This is a genomic window from Flavobacteriales bacterium, assembly GCA_020635395.1.
Taxonomy (GTDB): Bacteria; Bacteroidota; Bacteroidia; order NS11-12g; family UBA9320; genus UBA987.
Genome location: JACJZV010000001.1, coordinates 1161644 through 1181061, shown reverse-complemented (window position 1 = coordinate 1181061; position 19418 = coordinate 1161644). Strand labels below are relative to the sequence as shown.

13 protein-coding genes are annotated in these 19418 nt (G+C 39.0%); 7 read left to right on the top strand and 6 right to left on the bottom strand.

Features of this window, described 5'->3' with window-relative positions:
* Positions 1-74 precede the first annotated feature (74 nt).
* The 4 genes from tcmP to H6607_04985 all read left to right on the top strand — a co-directional run bounded on the left by tcmP (position 75) and on the right by H6607_04985 (position 6292).
* Positions 75-1190 (top strand): three-Cys-motif partner protein TcmP, encoded by a 1116-nt coding sequence (gene tcmP, locus H6607_05000; GenBank protein ID MCB9261713.1) that lies wholly within the window; start codon positions 75-77, stop codon positions 1188-1190.
* Positions 1191-1192: 2 nt separating this feature from the next.
* Positions 1193-1924, top strand: a complete 732-nt coding sequence (locus H6607_04995) for a phage Gp37/Gp68 family protein (protein MCB9261712.1) — start codon at positions 1193-1195, stop codon at positions 1922-1924.
* 166 nt (positions 1925-2090) lie between these two features.
* The gene (gene dinB, locus H6607_04990) at positions 2091-3305 is read left to right on the top strand and encodes a DNA polymerase IV (protein MCB9261711.1); all 1215 of its coding nucleotides are present in this window, start codon (positions 2091-2093) and stop codon (positions 3303-3305) included.
* Positions 3305-6292, top strand: coding sequence for a DNA polymerase III subunit alpha (locus H6607_04985; protein ID MCB9261710.1), 2988 nt, complete (start codon positions 3305-3307; stop codon positions 6290-6292). The genes dinB and H6607_04985 overlap by 1 nt, the downstream gene beginning before the upstream one ends.
* Before the next feature lie 22 nt (positions 6293-6314).
* On the opposite strand, the gene H6607_04980 is transcribed toward H6607_04985, so the two are convergent.
* From H6607_04980 to H6607_04965, 4 genes are all read right to left on the bottom strand, one after another.
* Complete coding sequence (locus H6607_04980; GenBank protein ID MCB9261709.1) at positions 6315-8990, bottom strand: hypothetical protein; 2676 nt, start codon at positions 8988-8990, stop codon at positions 6315-6317.
* Between the two features lie 93 nt (positions 8991-9083).
* Positions 9084-10739 carry a T9SS type A sorting domain-containing protein gene (locus tag H6607_04975; GenBank protein MCB9261708.1) on the bottom strand — a complete coding sequence of 552 codons (1656 nt, stop codon included), beginning with the start codon at positions 10737-10739 and terminating at the stop codon, positions 9084-9086.
* A gap of 56 nt (positions 10740-10795) precedes the next feature.
* On the bottom strand, positions 10796-11752 hold the full coding sequence (locus H6607_04970; protein MCB9261707.1) for a phosphoribosylaminoimidazolesuccinocarboxamide synthase: 957 nt from the start codon (positions 11750-11752) through the stop codon (positions 10796-10798).
* A gap of 55 nt (positions 11753-11807) precedes the next feature.
* Entirely contained in the window at positions 11808-12740 is a 933-nt protein-coding gene (locus H6607_04965; GenBank protein MCB9261706.1) for an acyl-CoA reductase, read from the bottom strand.
* Positions 12741-12974: 234 nt separating this feature from the next.
* On the opposite strand from H6607_04965, the gene H6607_04960 reads away from it, so the two are divergent.
* On the top strand, positions 12975-13448 hold the full coding sequence (locus H6607_04960) for a hypothetical protein (protein MCB9261705.1): 474 nt from the start codon (positions 12975-12977) through the stop codon (positions 13446-13448).
* A 3-nt stretch (positions 13449-13451) separates the two neighbouring features.
* On the opposite strand, the gene hutH is transcribed toward H6607_04960, so the two are convergent.
* Both hutH and H6607_04950 read right to left on the bottom strand, forming a co-directional pair.
* The gene (gene hutH, locus H6607_04955) at positions 13452-14906 is read right to left on the bottom strand and encodes a histidine ammonia-lyase (GenBank protein ID MCB9261704.1); all 1455 of its coding nucleotides are present in this window, start codon (positions 14904-14906) and stop codon (positions 13452-13454) included.
* Positions 14903-15676 carry a 3'-5' exonuclease gene (locus H6607_04950; protein MCB9261703.1) on the bottom strand — a complete coding sequence of 258 codons (774 nt, stop codon included), beginning with the start codon at positions 15674-15676 and terminating at the stop codon, positions 14903-14905. Before H6607_04950 ends, hutH begins: the two co-directional genes overlap by 4 nt.
* A 132-nt stretch (positions 15677-15808) precedes the next feature.
* Between H6607_04950 and maf the strand changes: the two genes are divergently transcribed.
* Together maf and H6607_04940 are read left to right on the top strand one after the other, a co-directional pair.
* Positions 15809-16378 (top strand): septum formation protein Maf, encoded by a 570-nt coding sequence (gene maf / locus H6607_04945; protein ID MCB9261702.1) that lies wholly within the window; start codon positions 15809-15811, stop codon positions 16376-16378.
* Positions 16366-19398: a glycosyl hydrolase gene (locus tag H6607_04940; GenBank protein MCB9261701.1), complete on the top strand. Its 3033-nt coding sequence runs from the start codon at positions 16366-16368 to the stop codon at positions 19396-19398. The genes maf and H6607_04940 overlap by 13 nt, the downstream gene beginning before the upstream one ends.
* The last annotated feature ends 20 nt before the right edge of the window (positions 19399-19418 follow it).

Sequence of the window (19418 nt, the reverse complement as noted above, 5' to 3'; positions counted from 1 at the left end):
AATGACAGGGCAACGTGTGTATAAAAATAGATATAAGCATAGAATATTCCCCCAATACTAAAAAGTGAAATAAAATGAGTTCAAAAAACATACACCTAAAGCCGTTTGACAAGGGAACCATAACCAAACTTGAAATCTTTGAAGATTATGCTCAAGCTTGGATTCCGACCTTTGTAATGCAGTCTGCCACAGAAATTCACATTTTTGACTTTTTCTCAGGGCCAGGTTACGACTCTGAAAATATTCCAGGAAGTCCAATACGTCTATTATATAAGATAAATGAACATTTGGGAATAATAATGTCAAAAAAGACAAAGATTGTTTTACACTTAAATGAATTTGAACCCACAAAAAAGAAACAAGAAAAGTTTGAACTCCTAAAAGAAAATTGTAATGATTATATAGACCAGAATCCAAAGTTCAAATACTTTCTCACAATAAATTATTATAATGAGAATGCAGAAGAATTATTTTTCAAACTGACACCTTTTATCAGCAAATTCCCTTCTCTTGTTTATTTAGACCAAAACGGGGTAAAGTTTATTTCACAGGAGTACATTAATCAACTTGAAGAACTAAAAACAACAGACTTTCTTTACTTTGTTTCTTCTTCATTTTTTAAGCGTTACGGAAAAACAGAAGAATTTAGGAAAGCACTTGAGATTAATTTTTCAGAGTTAGAAGCAGAAGAATATAGGAATATGCATAGGCTGGTTTTGAATAAAATGAAGTCGAGACTTCCTGAAAAAACTGAATTGAAATTATTTCCATTCTCGATTAAAAAAAATGCCAACATTTATGGAATTGTATTTGGTGCAAAGAACTACGCAGCTGTCCATAAATTTTTAACAATAGCTTGGAATAGAAATGAACTGAACGGAGAAGCTGACTTTGACATCGATGATGATAATACGAAAAATCAGTTAACCTTGTTTGAAGGTAAAAGAATGACGAAAATTGAAAAATTTCAATCAGACCTTGAAAACAAGTTGTTAGAGAAAAATACTGTTACTAATAAAACGGTTCTGATTTATACATACCAGTGCGGTCATATTCCGAAACACGCAGAAATAGTCCTAAAAAGGCTCAAAAAAGAAGGGAAACTAAATTATGAGACACAAACACCATATTTGACTTATGAAAACGTTTTCCGTAAGAAGAACATAATCACTTATCAGATAAAGAAATAGAAATGGCACAATCGAGCATAGAATGGACTGAAATGACTTGGAATCCAACAACAGGTTGCGACAAGATTTCGGCAGGATGTAAATTCTGTTATGCAGAAGTTATGTCAAAGCGTTTACAAGCTATGGGCGTTGAGAAGTATAAAAACAATTTTGAGATTGCCATTCACGAAGATGAATTGGAAACACCTTATACCTGGAAGAAACCAAGAGTTGTTTTTGTTAACTCTATGAGTGACCTATTTCACAAAGACGTTCCAATTGAATTTATTAAGAAGGTGTTTAAAGTTATGAAAGACAACCCCCAACACGTTTTTCAAGTGCTGACTAAAAGAGCCGACATACTGAGATATTATGACAGTGAAGGGTGGCTAGAATGGACACATAATATTTGGATGGGTGTCTCTGTAGAAAATAGTAAAGTAACAAAGCGTATTGACCTTTTACGAGAGACTAGAGCAAGAGTAAAATTTCTTTCTTGTGAGCCTTTAATTGGAGCAATCCAAAATATGAACTTGAAAGGAATAGATTGGGTAATTGTTGGAGGAGAAAGTGGAAGAAAACCAAGACCTATGAAAGAAGAATGGGTAACAGATATAAAAAATCAGTGTTTGGAGGCTGACGTTTCTTTTTTCTTTAAGCAATGGGGCGGGACAAACAAAAAGAAAACAGGACGACTGTTAGAAGGAAAGACTTGGGACGAAATGCCTGAAATTGAACTTTATGAAAATGCATGACTTAAATTTAACTATTTAAAAACCGACCTAACGAACGAAAGTTTAGAGTTTTAACACCTATTTTCCCCAAAAAACCTTTTCAACCCCACAACAAAATTGTTTACACATTTGGAATATTTCCACTTTTTTGGAATATATCCTTTCTTCAAAATACATTTGCCAAACAATGAGCAGGAATATTTTGCACATGGATTTGGACACGTTTTTTGTGGCTTGCGAACGATTGCTCGATAGCAGATTAAACGGAAAACCAATACTGGTGGGCGGTACCGGCGATAGAGGCGTGGTTTCTGCTGCCAGCTATGAAGCTCGGTTTTTTGGTGCACACTCGGGTATGCCCATGAAAATGGCTCGAATGCTCTGCCCCGAAGCCATTGTGATTAAAGGAAATGCCGGCACATACACCAAATTTTCGAAAATGGTGACTGACATTTTAAAAGAAAGTGTGCCGCTGCTTGAAAAAGCCAGTGTTGACGAGTTTTACGCCGACTTGACGGGTATGGACAAATTTTTTGGCACCTACAAATTTGCCTCTGAGCTACGCCAAAAAATTACTCGCGAAACGGGTTTGCCCATTTCTTTTGGCTTGTCGTCCAACAAAACCGTTTCGAAAGTGGCCACCAACGAGGCAAAACCCAACAACCAACTAAAAATAGATTTTGGCACTGAAAAAACGTTTTTGGCACCGCTTTCTATAAAAAAAATACCCATGATAGGCGAAAAAACTTTTCAGCGGCTGTGCAATTTGGGATTAAAACAAGTATGGAACATCCAACAAATGCCCATAGAAGCAATGGAAAATGTGTTTGGCAAAAGCGGAATTGTAATCTGGGAAAAAGCCAACGGCATTGACAACCGCCCTATTATTGAATATCACGAACGAAAGTCGGTGTCGAACGAACGAACGTTTGGCAAAGACACTACCGACATTCAAAAACTGCGAACAACGGTGGCTGCCATGGCCGAAAACTTGGCCTATCTGCTCCGAAAAGGAAATAAAATAACCTCGTGTATTACCGTAAAAATTCGGTATTCAGACTTTAATACATACACCAAACAGTTAAAAATTCCCTATACATCTGCCGACCATATTTTGATTCCGAAAACGTTGGAAATGTTTGAGCGGCTCTACGAAAAACGTTTATTGATTCGTTTGGTGGGCGTTCGATACAGCGATTTAACCGGTGGCAGCTATCAAATTTCGTTGTTTGATGATGTGGCCAAAACCGCCAATTTGTATCATGCCATGGATGCCATTCGCAACCGATTTGGCAGCCGCACCATTATGCGGGCAAACACACTTGGGGCAAAAACCATTGGCAGCGATTTTAACCCTTTTAATGGAGAACCACCCATAGTGCTGGCTCACAGAACACAGTAATGCTCATTAACAACCATACCTATTTTTCGCTTCGATATGGCACTTTTTCGGAAGAAGAATTGCTGCAACAAGCACAAAACTGTGGGTATAAAAGCATTGCCCTCACAGATATAAACAACACCTCGGTTTGCTTAAATTTTGTGCGATTAGCTCAGCAATATGGCATAAAACCCATTGTGGGCATTGATTTTAGAAACGGTGTAGAGCAACAGTTTGTGGGCATTGCCAAAAACAATGAGGGGTTTTTAGAGCTAAACCGCTTTTTGTCATATCACTCGCACAACAAAACAACTGCCGAGCGAAAAGCCCCTCATTTTGAACATGCTGCCGTTATATACCCGCTTTCGCAGATTTTAAAACACCCCAATGTATTGCTAAAACCAAACGAATATGTGGGCATAAAATGGCAGGATTTAGCCAAAATTCATTTTTGGGGCATACTTCGGTTAAAGGGTAAATTGGTAATTCAACAACCCGTAACGTTTAGAAACAAACGCGATTTTAACATTCATAGGCTGCTACGAGCCATAGACAACAACACACTGCTACACAAGTTAAATGCCCACCAACAAACCAACGAAGATGAAATAATGCTTCATAAAACGAAGCTTTTAGACAAATTTAAAGACTACCCGTTTATTGTTAAAAACACCGAAAAATTAATGGAAGAGTGCAGCATCCATTTTGATTTTTCGGATAAACGAACATCTCAAAATAAAAAAGACTACAGTGGCAATGCACCTCAAGATTTAGAATTGCTCAAAAAACTGTGTAATGACGGGCTTTCTTACCGCTACACACACATTACAGAAACCATAAAATTGAGGGTTGAAAAAGAGTTGAATATGATTCAACAAATGAATTTTGTTCCTTTTTTTCTGATAAACTGGGATATTGTGAGTTATGCCAAGCACAAAGGCTACTACCACGTGGGGCGAGGCAGCGGAGCCAACAGCATTGTGGCTTATTTGTTGGGGATAACCGACGTGGACCCCATTGAGCTTGACTTGTATTTTGAACGTTTCATGAACCTTTATAGAGCCAATCCGCCCGATTTTGACATTGATTTTAGCTGGCGTGACCGCGAAGATGTGACCCGATATATTTTTGAAAGATTCGGAAAACAAGGACAAACTGCTCTTTTAGCCACCTACAATACCTTTAAACACAGCGGTGCCGTGCGAGAATTGGGTAAAGTTTTTGGCCTTCCAAACCACGAAATAGACATACTTAGTTCGGGAAAATACAACTACGAAAACCTCGACAAACTATCGCAACTCACCCACCGATATGCCCAATATATGTATGGCATGCCCAATCATCTCAGCATACACGCCGGAGGTATTTTAATTTCAGAAAAACCCATTCATTACTTCTCGGCTACCGATTTGCCACCCAAAGGCTTTGCCACCACCCAATTTGATATGGTTATAGCCGAAGATGTGGGATTGTATAAATACGACATTTTAGGTCAGCGAGGATTGGGCAAAATAAAAGATGCTTTGCACATTGTAAAACAAAATAAACCAGACGCTCCGTTAGTTGATATACACAACGTAAAACCCTTTATTGAGGATAAAAACATCAACCAAATGGTGAGCCGAGCTGATTGTATTGGGTGTTTTTATGTAGAATCTCCGGCCATGCGTATGTTATTAAAAAAACTGGAAGTTGATACCTACTTAGGTTTGGTGGCTGCTAGCTCCATTATTAGACCCGGTGTGGCCAAAAGCGGCATGATGCGAGAATATATTTTGAGGCACAAAAACCCCGAACGTCGCAAACAAGCCAACCCCATAATGCTTGATTTGATGCAAGATACTTATGGAGTAATGGTGTATCAGGAAGATGTGATAAAAGTGGCACATTATGTGGCCGGACTTGATTTGGGCGAAGCCGATGTGTTGCGAAGAGGTATGAGTGGTAAATTCCGATCTCGGGAAGAGTTTCAAAAAGTGCAGAACACATTTTTTGTCAATTGCCTAAAAAAAGGATACAACCAACAACAAACCACCGAACTTTGGAAACAAATAGAAAGTTTTGCCGGATATGCCTTTGCCAAAGGACATTCGGCCAGTTATGCTATAGAAAGCTACCAAAGTTTGTATCTAAAACACTACTATCCGCTGGAATATATGGTGGCCACCATAAACAACGGAGGCGGCTTTTATCGGTCAGAAATATATCTGCACGAAGCCCGAATGAAAGGGGGAATTATTCATCCGCCACATATCAACAAAAGCAGTTACGAAACCACCATTTATGGCAATGATATTTATTTGGGCTTTCATTTTTTGAATGGTTTAGAAAGCAACTTAGCCTATCAAATTGTGAACGAACGCCGAACCAATGGACTTTTTCAATCGCTTGATGATTTTATAAACCGAATATCGGTGGGCATTGAGCAATTAGATATTTTGATTCGGATAAATGCGTTTCGATTTACCAAAAAAAATAAACGAAACCTACTGTGGCAGGCTCACTTAAAACTCAACACAAAACCAAAGATTAAACAAAATTTGCTGTTTGCTGATGAACAAAAGAACTTGACCATTCCTGAGCTTTCATCAAACCAGCTAGAAAACACTTTTGATGAGATAGAACTTTTAGGATTTTCGCTGCAAACTCCTTTTGAGTTGTTAAAAGAAAAAATAGATAACCCACTATTGGCCGAAGACATGAAACATTGCATAAACAAAAGCATAACCCTATTTGGCTATTTGGTGACTGTAAAAAACACACGCACTTCTGATGGAAAAACAATGAATTTTGGCACCTTCCTCGACCCTTCCGGTCAATGGATTGACACAGTTCATTTTCCGCCCATAGCCAAAAAATTTCCCTTTAGAGGCAAAGGAATTTACAAGCTACACGGCAAAGTGATGGAGGAATTTGGCTTTTTAACCCTCGAAATGGAACAAATGGAAAAATTGCCATATATGGTAGATTGTAGATACAGCATTGAAGATGGGGCAATAACGCAGTAATTTTTAAACCCCAACTGCCAATTTATTTACCAAACGGAGGTTTTTTGAGCAATTCCTCCCGTTTCTTTTTTAGCTCCTCTTCTATTCGTTTTTTGGCAGCCTCTTGTTCCTTTTTTGCCTGTTCCTCAATTTTCCTTTTCTGCTCTTCTGCGGCAGCTTTGGCACGGGCTTCAGCCTCTCGTTTTGCAGCATCTGCCTGCTGTTTTGCTCTGTCTATTTGTTCTTGAGTTTGACGTTTAAGCTCTTCCGTTCTTTTGTTTACTTCATCGCTAACCCGAGATTTTATTTCGTCTTTTAGGTTCTTTTTAATATTCTGAAAATTTAATTCAACCTTTGGATTGGTAAAGTTTCCAATAATTTTTACGGCAAATTGAAGATTCTTAAAATCCGTGCTATCCAAATTTACCCATTGATTTTGAGGAATAAATTTTCGATAGGTGGACACGTTGCTCATATACAGTGCTTTTGGCACCGTTAGCAGTCCATCAAAAAATAAAGAATAATCGAGTTTTGAATATCCTCCCAAATTAAATTGTGTCTCGCCAATAGGAAAATCAAACGGATTGACCTCTATTTTTCCATCCTTTATTTTAAAACTCAAAAGCAAATCTTTGATTTTAAATGGTTTTTTCATTGGTTCATAATTCAGTTTGTTAGCCAACTCATTGACTGATTTAAGGCCTTCCACATCGCAATTGAAAAGATTGAATGCTCCGGTAGCGTTAATATTTTTTAAATCAGGACTAAAGTCTTTTAACAGGCTCGTATTCAAACTAAATGTTCCGTTGAATTTTCCTTTTACATACTTGCCAATGGGTGCCAACAAACGAATGGTTTCAAATTGACTGAACACCTCAGTGATGCCCAAATTCTGCACGGTCAATTGCAAATCAGCCAGCGGTTTGTTTGGATTTGTGGTGTTGTAAAACCCTTTAAATGAGACAAAACCACCCAAAAATCCCGTAGTTAATTGATTTATTTTCAATGTATTTTGTTCTACCCTGCTGCTTCCTACCAGATTTTTGAAATTGTATTTTCCGTAGTTCAGGTTTTTGATGTCGTAAACCAGGTCCATATTAATATTGCCCGGTATTTCGATAGTCAAATCCGTAGCGGTATCATTGGCGGCGGTAGGTGTTTCTTCGGTAAATTCATCGGCGATTAAATTATTTGAACTCACGTTCAAATTGCCCGAAAGTGTTTCATTTTTAAGTATATAGCCAAAAAAATTATCAAAAATACCATGCAACGAAACATCCGATTTGGCTGTGGTTACATCCAAAAACGGTAGATTTACGCCTTTGTTCGTAAAATTGATTTGGCCTTTGCTTATGTTTACTTTTTGAGGCAAATCCTCATCTTTATATACCACGTTTATGGCCTCAATTTTGCCCGACGAATTAAATTTTGTATAATCCTCTTTTTCGATGGAGCTATAATTCCCGGCAAAACTTACATCGCTGGATAGGATACCGCTCATAACCCTATTGGGGTCTTTAGGCATCATGTTTTCAATATCTTTTAGGTTGATTTTTCCTTTGGCATTGCCCTTTATATAAGGGTCGGTCATGGGTGTTTTTAATAGCAAATTGGCTTCAAAAGGCTCTTTGTTGTGTATAAAACTAAGTTTCTGTAAATCTACGATTAAACTATTATCCTGTCCGTCAGGGTTTTGGACATCTAAAACAAAATTTACATTTTGAATAGGTGTCGTTAAATTTTTGTGGCCGAGTTCGCCATTGTTCAAAGCCATATTAAAGGTGTATCCGGGCAGAGAAGTATCACTTACCACTCCTCTAACGGTGCCCGAAACTATTGCATTTCCGCTGGTTTTAAAATCGTTTAAATCACTTCTGTAATATTCCGGAACAAGGCTCAACAACTGCTGAAAATCGGCTTTTGACGATTGATATTTTAAATCAATTTCAATGTCATCCCCTACAAAACCAATGCTTCCATCGCCCGTAAGAAGCATATCTCCCACCCATATATTGTTTTGTTTAAACAAATAGTTTTCAGCAGTAATATTAATGCTCGTAACAGCATCTACTTTAAGTGGAATGTTGTTTACATAAGGTATGTTGTCGTAACTCACATAGGCTCTTTTACAGTCGAAATCTGAACTTAAATCGAAAGTATCTGAGGCAAAATTTCCGGCAAAATTTCCGTCTATTCCGTTTATTTTTAGTTTAGTATTTGTGGCAGTATCGGTATATCTCAACTCTCCGGCAATAATTAATATTTTATCAAAATCGGCAGTAATGTTTGTTTCGGATGTTGACGTATCGGTTGACGGAACAACAATATCCCAATTCGATTTTTGAGGTGTAGAAATTAGATTTACTAATGGATTATTTAGCGATAAATGCTTGATTTTTAACTTACTATCATAGTAAAGTGTTTTTAAATCAACAGTGGTTTTGATGTTGTCGGAATATACCAGTGTATCCTTGTCAAATTCTGCTTTTCCGACAATCAGAAAGTCATTAATACCTAATGTTAAATCGGGAAAACTCCTAAAAATATTGATTGAAATATCCTCGTCAAAAGCCACTTGGGCATTTAATGTTTTGTTGAGATCTTGTTTTATGTAATTAACTATGTCTTTTTTATAAATAATGGGCAAAGCCACGGCTGCTCCGGTAAGTAAAACCAACAAGACAATTAGCCACAAGGAAATTTTTTTTAGAGCTTTCATTTAAGCAACATTATGATACAAAATTAGTGCACATAAATCATTCCATAAAAAAAGGTCGGCTGATGCCGACCTTTCTACGTCATAATCTTATTTTTATTCGATAACCAAACGTTTTGAAGCCACGAATCCGTTGTCTGAAACAAGCAAAACATACATTCCTGCTGACAATTTAGGAAGGCTTATTTGTGCTTCTGAACCAGATATATCGTCAGTCTGATAAACTACCTTACCTTGACAATCAAATAATGCTATTTGGGCATTTACCATATCACGGTTTTCAACTCGAACTGTCAAATTTTGGTTATCTAAAACCGGATTTGGATAAATGGTAACGTTTTCTGAAGCAAGAACTTCCGCAATACCAACGGTACTCACATTGATGTTCGATTTGGTTACCACATCACTTCCATACTCATTTGTAACTTCAAGAGTTACCTTATATACCCCTGTTGCCGAAAATTTAACGGTAATGGCTTTGTCGGCATTTACATCTCCTTGCACAATCACCACGTTTGAGGTGGTTCCATCAAGAGCCGTAACTGTCCATTTTCTTTTAGTTGCGGGCTTTCCTCCACTTATATCGGTAAGTGTGGTCTCTTGATTAATTTCAATATCTGTTTTGCTAACCGAAAAATCAGCATCCGGAGCTAAGTTGTCAATGGTTACTTTTTTGATTTGATGACTACCATGATCCGTAACATAAAGTCCGTTTTTGCCATCATAAGCTAATCCGTAAAGCTGCGTAAATCTTGCAGCAGAACCCACGCCGTCGCTATTTCCAGCGGCAGTTCCGCTACCTGCAAATGTGCTAACGGTTCCGTTGGCTTGGTCTATCACCCGAATGGTGGTTCCATCGGCCACATAGATCAATCCGTCAACCACGGCCACACCTCTCGGACTTTTGAATCGAGCATTTGCCAATGTTCCGTCTTTGTATCCCAATCCACCGCAAATAGTGGTGGTGTTTCCAGTAGAAATATTCACTTTTCTTACCGCAGAGTTCCCGTAATCAGTTACAATCAAGGTTGTTGCATCAAACATAGTAATGCCATAAGGACTATTGAAACGAGCATTTGCCCCGCTGCCGTCAGCACTTCCTGTTGAGCCAGATTGACCCGCAAGGGTTGTAACTACTCCGGCAGGAGTTATTTTTCGGATACAATCATTTAAAAAATCGGTTACGTACATGTTTCCGTTTGCATCCATGGCAATTCCTTTTGGCGAGTTTAGCAGGGCATTTGTACCTGTAGCGTCTTTATAACCCGGAGTTCCATATCCGGCAGCACCTCCTTGTGGTAGTGCTCCTGCAAATGTGCTTGCCGTTTGCTGATTGCCAATATTTACGAATGCAGTCAATTTTCTTACAGCATGATTTTCGGCATCCACAATCATTACATTGCCAGATGCATCGCAAACAGCCGATGCTGGTGCATAGTATCCGGCGGCAGTTGAAGCTCCGTTTGAATAATTTTGCGAAAAAGAAATATCGCCCAATCTACCGCTCCGGTTGTAAATGTTGTCTCCAATAATTAATCTTATTTTGTTGGATTCGGTAACATACATGTTTCCATTTCCATCCCAACAAATACCTTCCGGTTTGTAAAAATAGGTTTCACTTAATGTAGAATTGGAATTGGTATAGTTATTCGTGGGGTCAACATTGTCTTTACCTGCAAATGAGGTAACCGTTTGACCAAAGGAAGCTGCACTAATGGCAAGGGCGGCAAAAGTTAAAAATGTATTTTTCATTCTTTATCAATTATAGATTTTAATAGAAAATTATGTGGCCAAAATTAGCCCGAAATTTACAAACTGCCTTTATTAGCTTGGAGAAAAGCATTCACACTATTGTCAATTTCATGCACAATGTTTTCATAACTCCTTTTTTCAAAGGTCTTACCCGATATTTTTTCGTACAACTCTATGTATCTGTTCGACACATTGTTGATAAATTCTTTCGTCATTTCGGGTATAAGTTGCCCCTCAAGACCTTGAAAACCATTTTCGATAAGCCACTGCCTCACAAATTCTTTGCTCAACTGTCGCTGTTTTTGATCTTTTTTCTGAATTTCATCATAGGTGTCTTTATAAAAATATCGGCTACTATCGGGTGTATGAATTTCGTCTATCAGATGAATTTTTTTGTCATACACACCAAATTCGTATTTGGTGTCAACCAAAATTAAGTTCTGTTTTTCGGCATGATTGGTGCCAAACTGAAATAATTTCAGGGCATAATCTTCTAACTGTTCAACCTGCTTTTTTGATAGAATTTTCTGATTTATCAATTCTGCCATCGAAATGTCTTCATCATGCCCCGCTTTGGCCTTGGTTGTTGGGGTAATAATTGGGGTTGGAAGTTTGTCATTTTCTCTCAAACCTTCGGGCAATTTTACCCCGCAAAGTTCACGGCCACCCTCTCTATAAACACGCCAGGCATGACCAGAAAGATAGCCTCTTACCACCATTTCTACCGGAAGTGCATCGCATTTTAAACCGATGGTTACGTGTGGGTCGGGGTTGGCAAGTTTCCAGTTTGGAACAATGTGTTTTGTGTCGTCCAAAAATAAGGATGCAATTTGATTAAGAACCTGTCCCTTGAAAGGTATTGCAGCCGGCAACACATGGTCGAATGCCGATATTCGGTCGCTGGCAATCATTACCATTATTTCATTAGAAATGGTATAAACATCTCGAACTTTCCCTCGATAAAAATCGGTTTGTCCTGCAAAAAAGTAGTTTGTCGAAATCAGTGCTTCCATAATATTTTACTATCCATTCAACCGCCGCAAAATCGGATATTTTCAGATTATTTTCCTAAAGTTTTGTTAAAAATTGTAATGTATCAACCCCATCGGCATAGTCAGTTAGACTGGTTAACTGGCTGGTTCCAAACGGTATAGAATCAATTTCTTTATGATTGGAAACCACCACCTGAATATCCTGTTCTTGGGTTTTTAGCATATTTTTAACTTCATCCAACATGATGTATCGCTGATAGAAAATGCATGCCAAAGGTGAGTGTAAATGTTCATCTTCTTTTACCAACAAATAGCCCGTGTCTAAATGACGGGTGGAATTCATCAAAAAAATGGCCTTGTGGTAGGTATAATTATTGGCGTACTTGTTATGATTAATGAGATCCGAATATCCTTCCGTTTCTCTCAAAAACTGGGTAATGTCGTATTTATCCGGAACAAAAAGTTTGGTAACACTGCGGCATCCAAGCCCAAAATATCGAAAAATATCATTGGCCAAATTCTTCAAATCTTGGCTTGTCTCGCTACCCGTCAAAACCGCTACCGATGTGCGGTTGTGCCTGATTAAAGCAGGAATATTTCTAAAATAATAGCTAAAATGGCGAGCTGTATTGTTGCTTCCGGTAGCTATTACTGCATCAATGTTTTTTAGTTGCTCGGCTACAACAATGAATTTTCCAAACTTTGGATTTATTTCGGCAAGTTTTCTGATAACGAACTTCATCATGGCCTCATCGTTGCTGCTCAGTTTTACTTTTGCCTTATGACCTGCCGCCAAAACACAAAGCAAATCGTGCAATCCAACCAGAGGAATATTGCCGGCCATAACAATGCCAACCATTTTTGGATGTTGTGTTGGGATAACATCGGCAAGCCATGTTTCTATCTTTTCTTGACTCAAAGCCAATTGCCAATTGGCAAGGCAATAGTTTAAATTATCATCTGTAAACCAGTTGTTTGCCAAATAGGCCTGTTCCTTTGGCCACTGTATATTAGGGTTTTCGGGCCGAAGCCGATAACCAAGCTCTGCGAAAGCAGCAATAATTTCTTCTTTTGATAATTGCATAAACCTTAGGCCGGACAAAGGAAAAACATGCTTTTCATACCCCAAAGAAATTTCTATTTTTATTATCCTCAGAAAGCCTAATTCACAATTTGTTTATAAAAACAGTTGTTATTGATAATGATAAAAAGCAACTTTTGAAATAGTTCTTAAAAATATAGTATGAAAACATGGCGAAGACTAAGCGGGCAATTGTTGGAAAAACCTTTGTTTGAAGAAGTAGAGCAGGTCATTTTGAATGAACAAAAACTGCATCGTTTAAAAGTGTGCATCGGCACTGATTCGCAAGTAAAAGGTGACATTGTAGAATTTGCAACGGCCATTGTTTTTTTACGCGAAGGTCGCGGTGGCTTTATTTTCTTAAACACCTATAAAACCAAAGCCAATATGGGCCTCAAAGAACGGATGATAAAAGAAGTGGGGGACTCTATTGAAACGGCTTATTTATTGTGCCCTCTTTTCGACAAATATCACGTAGAGTTGGAAGTGCATGCCGACATTAACTCCGACCCTCAGTTTAAGTCGAATGTGGCTTTTAGAGAAGCCATGGGATATATAATGGGCATGGGATATACCTTTAAAGCAAAACCCGATGCCTTTGCCAGCACTTACTGTGCCAATAAAGTGGTGAAGTAGCTTTTAATTCCTGAGCCATTGCTCCATCTTGTGCATCAACGGATACATAACCATATCTTCCGACACAAAGGGGGTATTTTCTCTAATACTTAAATAAAGCTCTTCTAATTTTTCTGAAGATTTTTGGGGTCGCCTAAAATCCAATGCCTGTGCTGCTGCCATAGCCTCAATAGCCAGAACACGTAGTGTGTTTTGATACACTTTATAACATTTTGTGGCAGCGTTTGCACCCATGCTCACGTGGTCTTCCTGCCCGTTGCTGCTCACAATGCTATCAACCGAGGCCGGAGTGCACAATTGTTTATTTTGGCTTACAATGCTTGCTGCCGAATATTGGGGAATCATAAAACCACTGTTTAAACCCGCGTTTTTCACCAAAAATGGTGGCAAACCACGCTCTCCAGATATAAGTTTATAAATTCTTCGCTCAGAAATATTTGCTATTTCAGCTAACGCAATAGCCACCGCATCCAACTGAATGGCCAACGTTTGTCCATGAAAATTGCCCGCCGAAAGCACAAGGTCTTCATCCGGAAAAACATTTGGATTGTCGGTAACAGCGTTTATTTCGTTGTAAAATATCTCTTCGGCATATCGAAGTGCATCTAAACTGGCTCCATGCACCTGCGGAACACACCTAAAACTATAAGCATCCTGCACATGCTTCTTTTCCTTTTTTTGCATGGGGCTATTGTGGAGCAACTCAAACATAGCGGCTGCACAATCTTGCTGACCTTTTTGATTTCTGATAGCATGACTAACAGCCATGAAAGGTTCTAATCGTGCATCAAATACATCGGCACTCAATGCCGCAATTTTATTTGCTTTTTCAATTAGTTTTAAGCCATTTCCCACACAAAACACACCAAATGCGGCCATAAATTGGGTGCCGTTTATCAATGCCAACCCTTCTTTTGCCTTGAGTGAATAAGATGAGTCGGATAAAAATTGGGCTGAAACTTTTTCCCCCTCCTTCCAAATTTCGCCCAAACCTATAAGTGGCAACGACAAATGAGCCAGAGGTGCCAAATCGCCCGAAGCTCCCAATGAACCAAGTTCGTAAACTACCGGAATATGGTTTTGATTATACAAATCCATCAGTTTTTGGATGGTTTGCAGCTGCACCCCGCTATGCCCTTTGCTGAGCGAAAGTACTTTTAAAACCAACATGATTTTGACTATCTCCTCATCCACCGTGGCACCCATGCCACAGGCATGACTCATTAATAAGTTGCGTTGCAGCTGTTCGAGGTCTGTTTCATTTATTATTTCGTTGCACAGCGAGCCAAAGCCGGTATTTATGCCGTAAATTGGTTTTTCTGAACGTTTAATTTTTGCTTGAATGTATTGGAAGCACTTTTCTGTTTTGGCAATAGCCACTTCGTTTAGTTCAATTTTTTCATGTGAACCAATCAAATCCAGAATTTCAGAAATGGTAATGTAGTTACCTAATTTCATGAAACTTTCGTTTTGAGTTGAAGCATTAACTTGGTGATAACCCTTTTGGTGTTTTCTGCAAAATCACCGTTCATCATCCAGTCAAAATATGACGGTTCTTGTCTAAAAACTTGAGCTACCGTTCTGTTTTTGTGTTTGCCAAAAGCAAAAATGGGTTGACCATGTTTGTCACGCTTTATGCGTCCGGCAAGATCCACAAATTCGTTTTGTCCGCTAAAGGCATGCAGATAATCTACGGTTGGAATCAAATCTTCGTACTTTTCGATTTGTGCTTTAATTACCTCCCAAGTTGCCGTGGCATCAGCCTCGGCATTGTGGGCGTCTGCCAATTCTTGATTGCAATAAAACTGATATGCCGCCGCCAAATTGCGTGGTTCTTTTAAATGAAAAATACGCTGTGCATCCACAAATTTTCTGTTATCTACATCAAACTCAATCCCTACTCTCAAAAATTCTTCTACCAACATCGGAAAATCAAATCGGTTCGAGTTAAATCCTCCAAAATCGGCATCGGCAATAAATTGATTCAATTCATGGGCAATGTCTTTAAACATGGGGCAATCCACCACGTCATCGTCATATATACCATGCACCAACGATGATTCATAGGGAATGGCCATACCTGGATTTAACCTTTTATAATAGGTTTTTTCAGTGCCATCGGGCATGGCTTTGAGCATAAATATATCAATAATCCGGTCGTTCGAAATATGAACTCCAGTAGTTTCCAAATCGAAAATTATAAGCGGTTTTTTAAGTATTAAAGGCATGCCGCAAAAATAGATGATTCAATGAATAGTTCCACCCTGTTTTCCCTATGTCAAAAGGCATAGGTCACCCACAATTCTGAGGTAAAGAATTCGATTTAAAGAACTATTCAACTTTCGGCTACATTTGAACCGATGTTTGGTAAACAAAAAAACTATTTGTTGGGAAGCAAATCGCCAAGAAGGTCAGAATTGCTGCAAATGCTGGGTGTATCGTTTAGTGTAGTTTCCATAAATTGTGATGAGCGTTTTGACCCCGATATGCCTCCTCAACAGGTGGCACAATATCTTGCCAAAACCAAATCGGAGGCTTTTGCAGGCAATTTAGAAAATTCTGTTCTGATTACTGCCGATACCACAGTCATTCTTAAAAATGAAATATTAAATAAACCTGCCGATACAGATGAAGCTTTTGAAATGCTATGCAAGTTGTCGGGCAATCAACACATTGTAAACACGGGTATTTGCCTCAGAAACAACGAAAAAACAATAACCTTTTTTGATGAAACCGAAGTTTTTGTTAACCCAATGACTCGGGATGAGATATGGTACTACATCGAAAAATATCAACCGCTCGACAAAGCGGGAGCCTACGGCATTCAAGAATGGTTTGGAATGGCTAAAATTGAAAAAATTAACGGTTGTTTTTATAACGTAATGGGCCTACCCACTGCAAAATTATATAGCGAACTATGCAAGTTTTAAGACGATTTTTTTACGCTAACTTACTGATAACATTAACATTAATTGTTTCGGCACAGGTTGATACCTCCTATTTTTCAAATTTAGAATATCGAAGTTTAGGCCCCAATCGAGGCGGACGCTCAACGGCCGTGGTGGGCGATTTAAAAAACCGTGATTTATTCTATATGGGTACCACCGGAGGCGGGGTTTGGAAAACTGAGAATGGCGGTGGTAGTTGGAAAAATATTTCGGACGGTTTTTTTGGCGGAAGCATTGGCAGCATTGCCATTGCACCCAGCGATGACAACGTGTTGTATGTTGGATTGGGAGAAGAAACCATGCGGGGCAATGTTTCTTTTAACTATGGAGTTTGGAAAAGTGAAGATGCCGGAAACACCTGGCAATTTTCGGGTATAAAAAATGGAAGACATATTACCCGATTGGCTGTGCACCCAAACAATGCAAACATCGTTTTTGCAGCAGTTTTAGGCGATTTGTATAAAGATAGTGATGAGCGAGGTTTGTATAAAACCACAGATGGTGGCAAAACGTGGGGTAAAGTATTGTTCAGCAATCACGCGGCTGGATTTAATGAAGTAATTATTGACCCTTTAAATCCTAGAATTGTGTATGCATCGGCTTGGCAAGTGCGGCGAACACCTTATGATTTTTCGAGTGGTGGTGATGGTTCTGGCCTTTGGAAAAGTACAGACGGCGGCGAAACTTGGCACAGTTTGATTAAAAATGAGGGCTTCCCGCAAGGGGTTTTGGGTAAAATAACCATTTCGGCATCGGCGGCACAAAAAAACCTGGTTTTTGCCATGGTAGAACACAAAACAAAAGGTGGACTTTATAAATCAATCGATGCAGGTAAAACATGGAAATTAGTAAACGATGAAGGTAAAATTCGTCAACGGGCATGGTATTTTTCGAGGGTATATTGCGACACAAAAAACCCCGAAATCGTGTACACCATGAATGTTCGATTTGAAAAATCTGCCGATGGCGGAAAAACATTTTCAGCCATCAGCACACCACATGTCGATCATCATGATTTATGGATAGACCCAAACGATGCTGCCCGGATGATTACTGCAAACGACGGAGGAGGGCAGGTTAGCTACAACGGCGGCCAAAGTTGGAGTAGTTGTTACAATCAACCAACCGAGCAATTTTATCGGGTTACAACCGACAATCATGTTCCATATCGGATATATGGTGCCCAGCAAGACAACAGCACCATGCGGGTAAATCATATTTCAGGACATTGGGAGTCAACCGCCGGTGGCGAATCGGCACATATTGCGGTTAGCCCCGACAATGACGAACTGGTTTTTGCGGGAAGCTATGGCGGTTATTTAACCATGCAAAACCACAAAACGGGAGATAGTCGTGCCATAAATGTGTGGCCAGACAATCCTATTGGCTACGGTGCAGAAGGCATGAAATATCGGTTTCAATGGAATTTCCCGTTGTTTTTTAGTCCACACGACGGCAAAAAACTGTATGCCTTTTCAAACCATGTGCACGTGAGTTACAATCAGGGTGAAAGTTGGGAAATCATCAGTCCTGATTTAACCAGAAATGATTCATCCAAATTGGTTTCGAGTGGTGGCCCCATAACACAAGACAACACTGGTGTGGAATATTATTGTACCATTTTTGCAGCTGCCGAATCAACTTTAGAAAAAGATGTACTTTGGGTAGGTAGTGATGATGGACTGTTGCACATAACCAGAAATGGTGGTAAAACCTGGGAAAATATTACCCCAAAAAATTTACCCGTATGGTCGATGATAAACTGTATTGAAACAGATCCGTTTGAAAAAGGAGCGGCCTATATTGTGGCTGCAAACTACAAGTTAGGCGACAATACTCCCTACATTTTCAAAATTTCGGAATACGGAAAGAAATCAAAATTGATAACTAAAGGCATTGATAAAGAGCATTTTGTGCGAGTTGTGAGAGCCGATTTAAAACGAAAAGATTTGCTTTATTGTGGCACGGAGCGTGGCATGTATGTATCGTATAATTCGGGAGAAAGTTGGCAGTCATTTCAGCTTAATCTACCCATCGTACCCATTACAGATTTGGCTTTAAAAGAAAATGATTTGATTGTGTCCACTCAAGGAAGAGGATTTTGGATAATAGATCAATTGGATGCCGTTGAAATAGCTCAAAAAGAAGGCATAAACAATAAGTATCAATTTATTGCTGCCGAAGGAGCGAGTCTAACGTATGGTCAAGAAACAACGGCAGTGATTTTTATCAAAGATAGCCTTACAGCGAAGGACACCTTATTGATTGATATTTTGGATGATGAAATGAATGTGATAAGAACGTTTAGTAACGTGCATTTTGGTGATGATACTTTGGAGCTAAAAACCAAATCTGGTGTCAATTATTTTGGTTGGGGAATGCACCACAAAGATGCCAAACGGCCTAAAGGTATGATTTTGTGGTGGGCACACACAGGAGGTCCTATGGCCAAACCCGGCAACTACACCTATCGCGTAAAGGTGGGAGATTATTTAGAAGAAAAAACATTTACCATCAAAACATATCCTACTTCGGAGGCCACCGAGGCCGATTATATTGCCAAATATTACTTCTTAAAAGAGGTGGTTGACAAACTCGATGAAACGCATAAAGCTATTGAAGAAATGAGTGAATTGAGCGGTCAGATTTCGAGCTTTATGAGCAAACAACATTTTGATAAAAACGATTCGATAAAACTGTTAGCCGACAGCATTCAAAAACAATTATCATCCTTAAAAAATGATTTGTATCAAACCCAAAACAGAAGCGAGCAAGACCCCATAAATTATCCCATAAAATTGAACAACAAATTGGCACATTTAAACTCGCTGGTAGGTATGGGAAATTTTGGCCCAACGCAACAGGCAATAGAAGTAAAAAATGAAATTGTAGCACAAATAGACATGCGATTGGCCAAATACGAACAGTTAAAACAAGTTGAATTAAAAGCGTTCAATAGATTGCTAATTGAGCGGGAGGTGGAGGTAATTAGGGTAGATTAAGGTTGAGGGTTGAAGGTTAA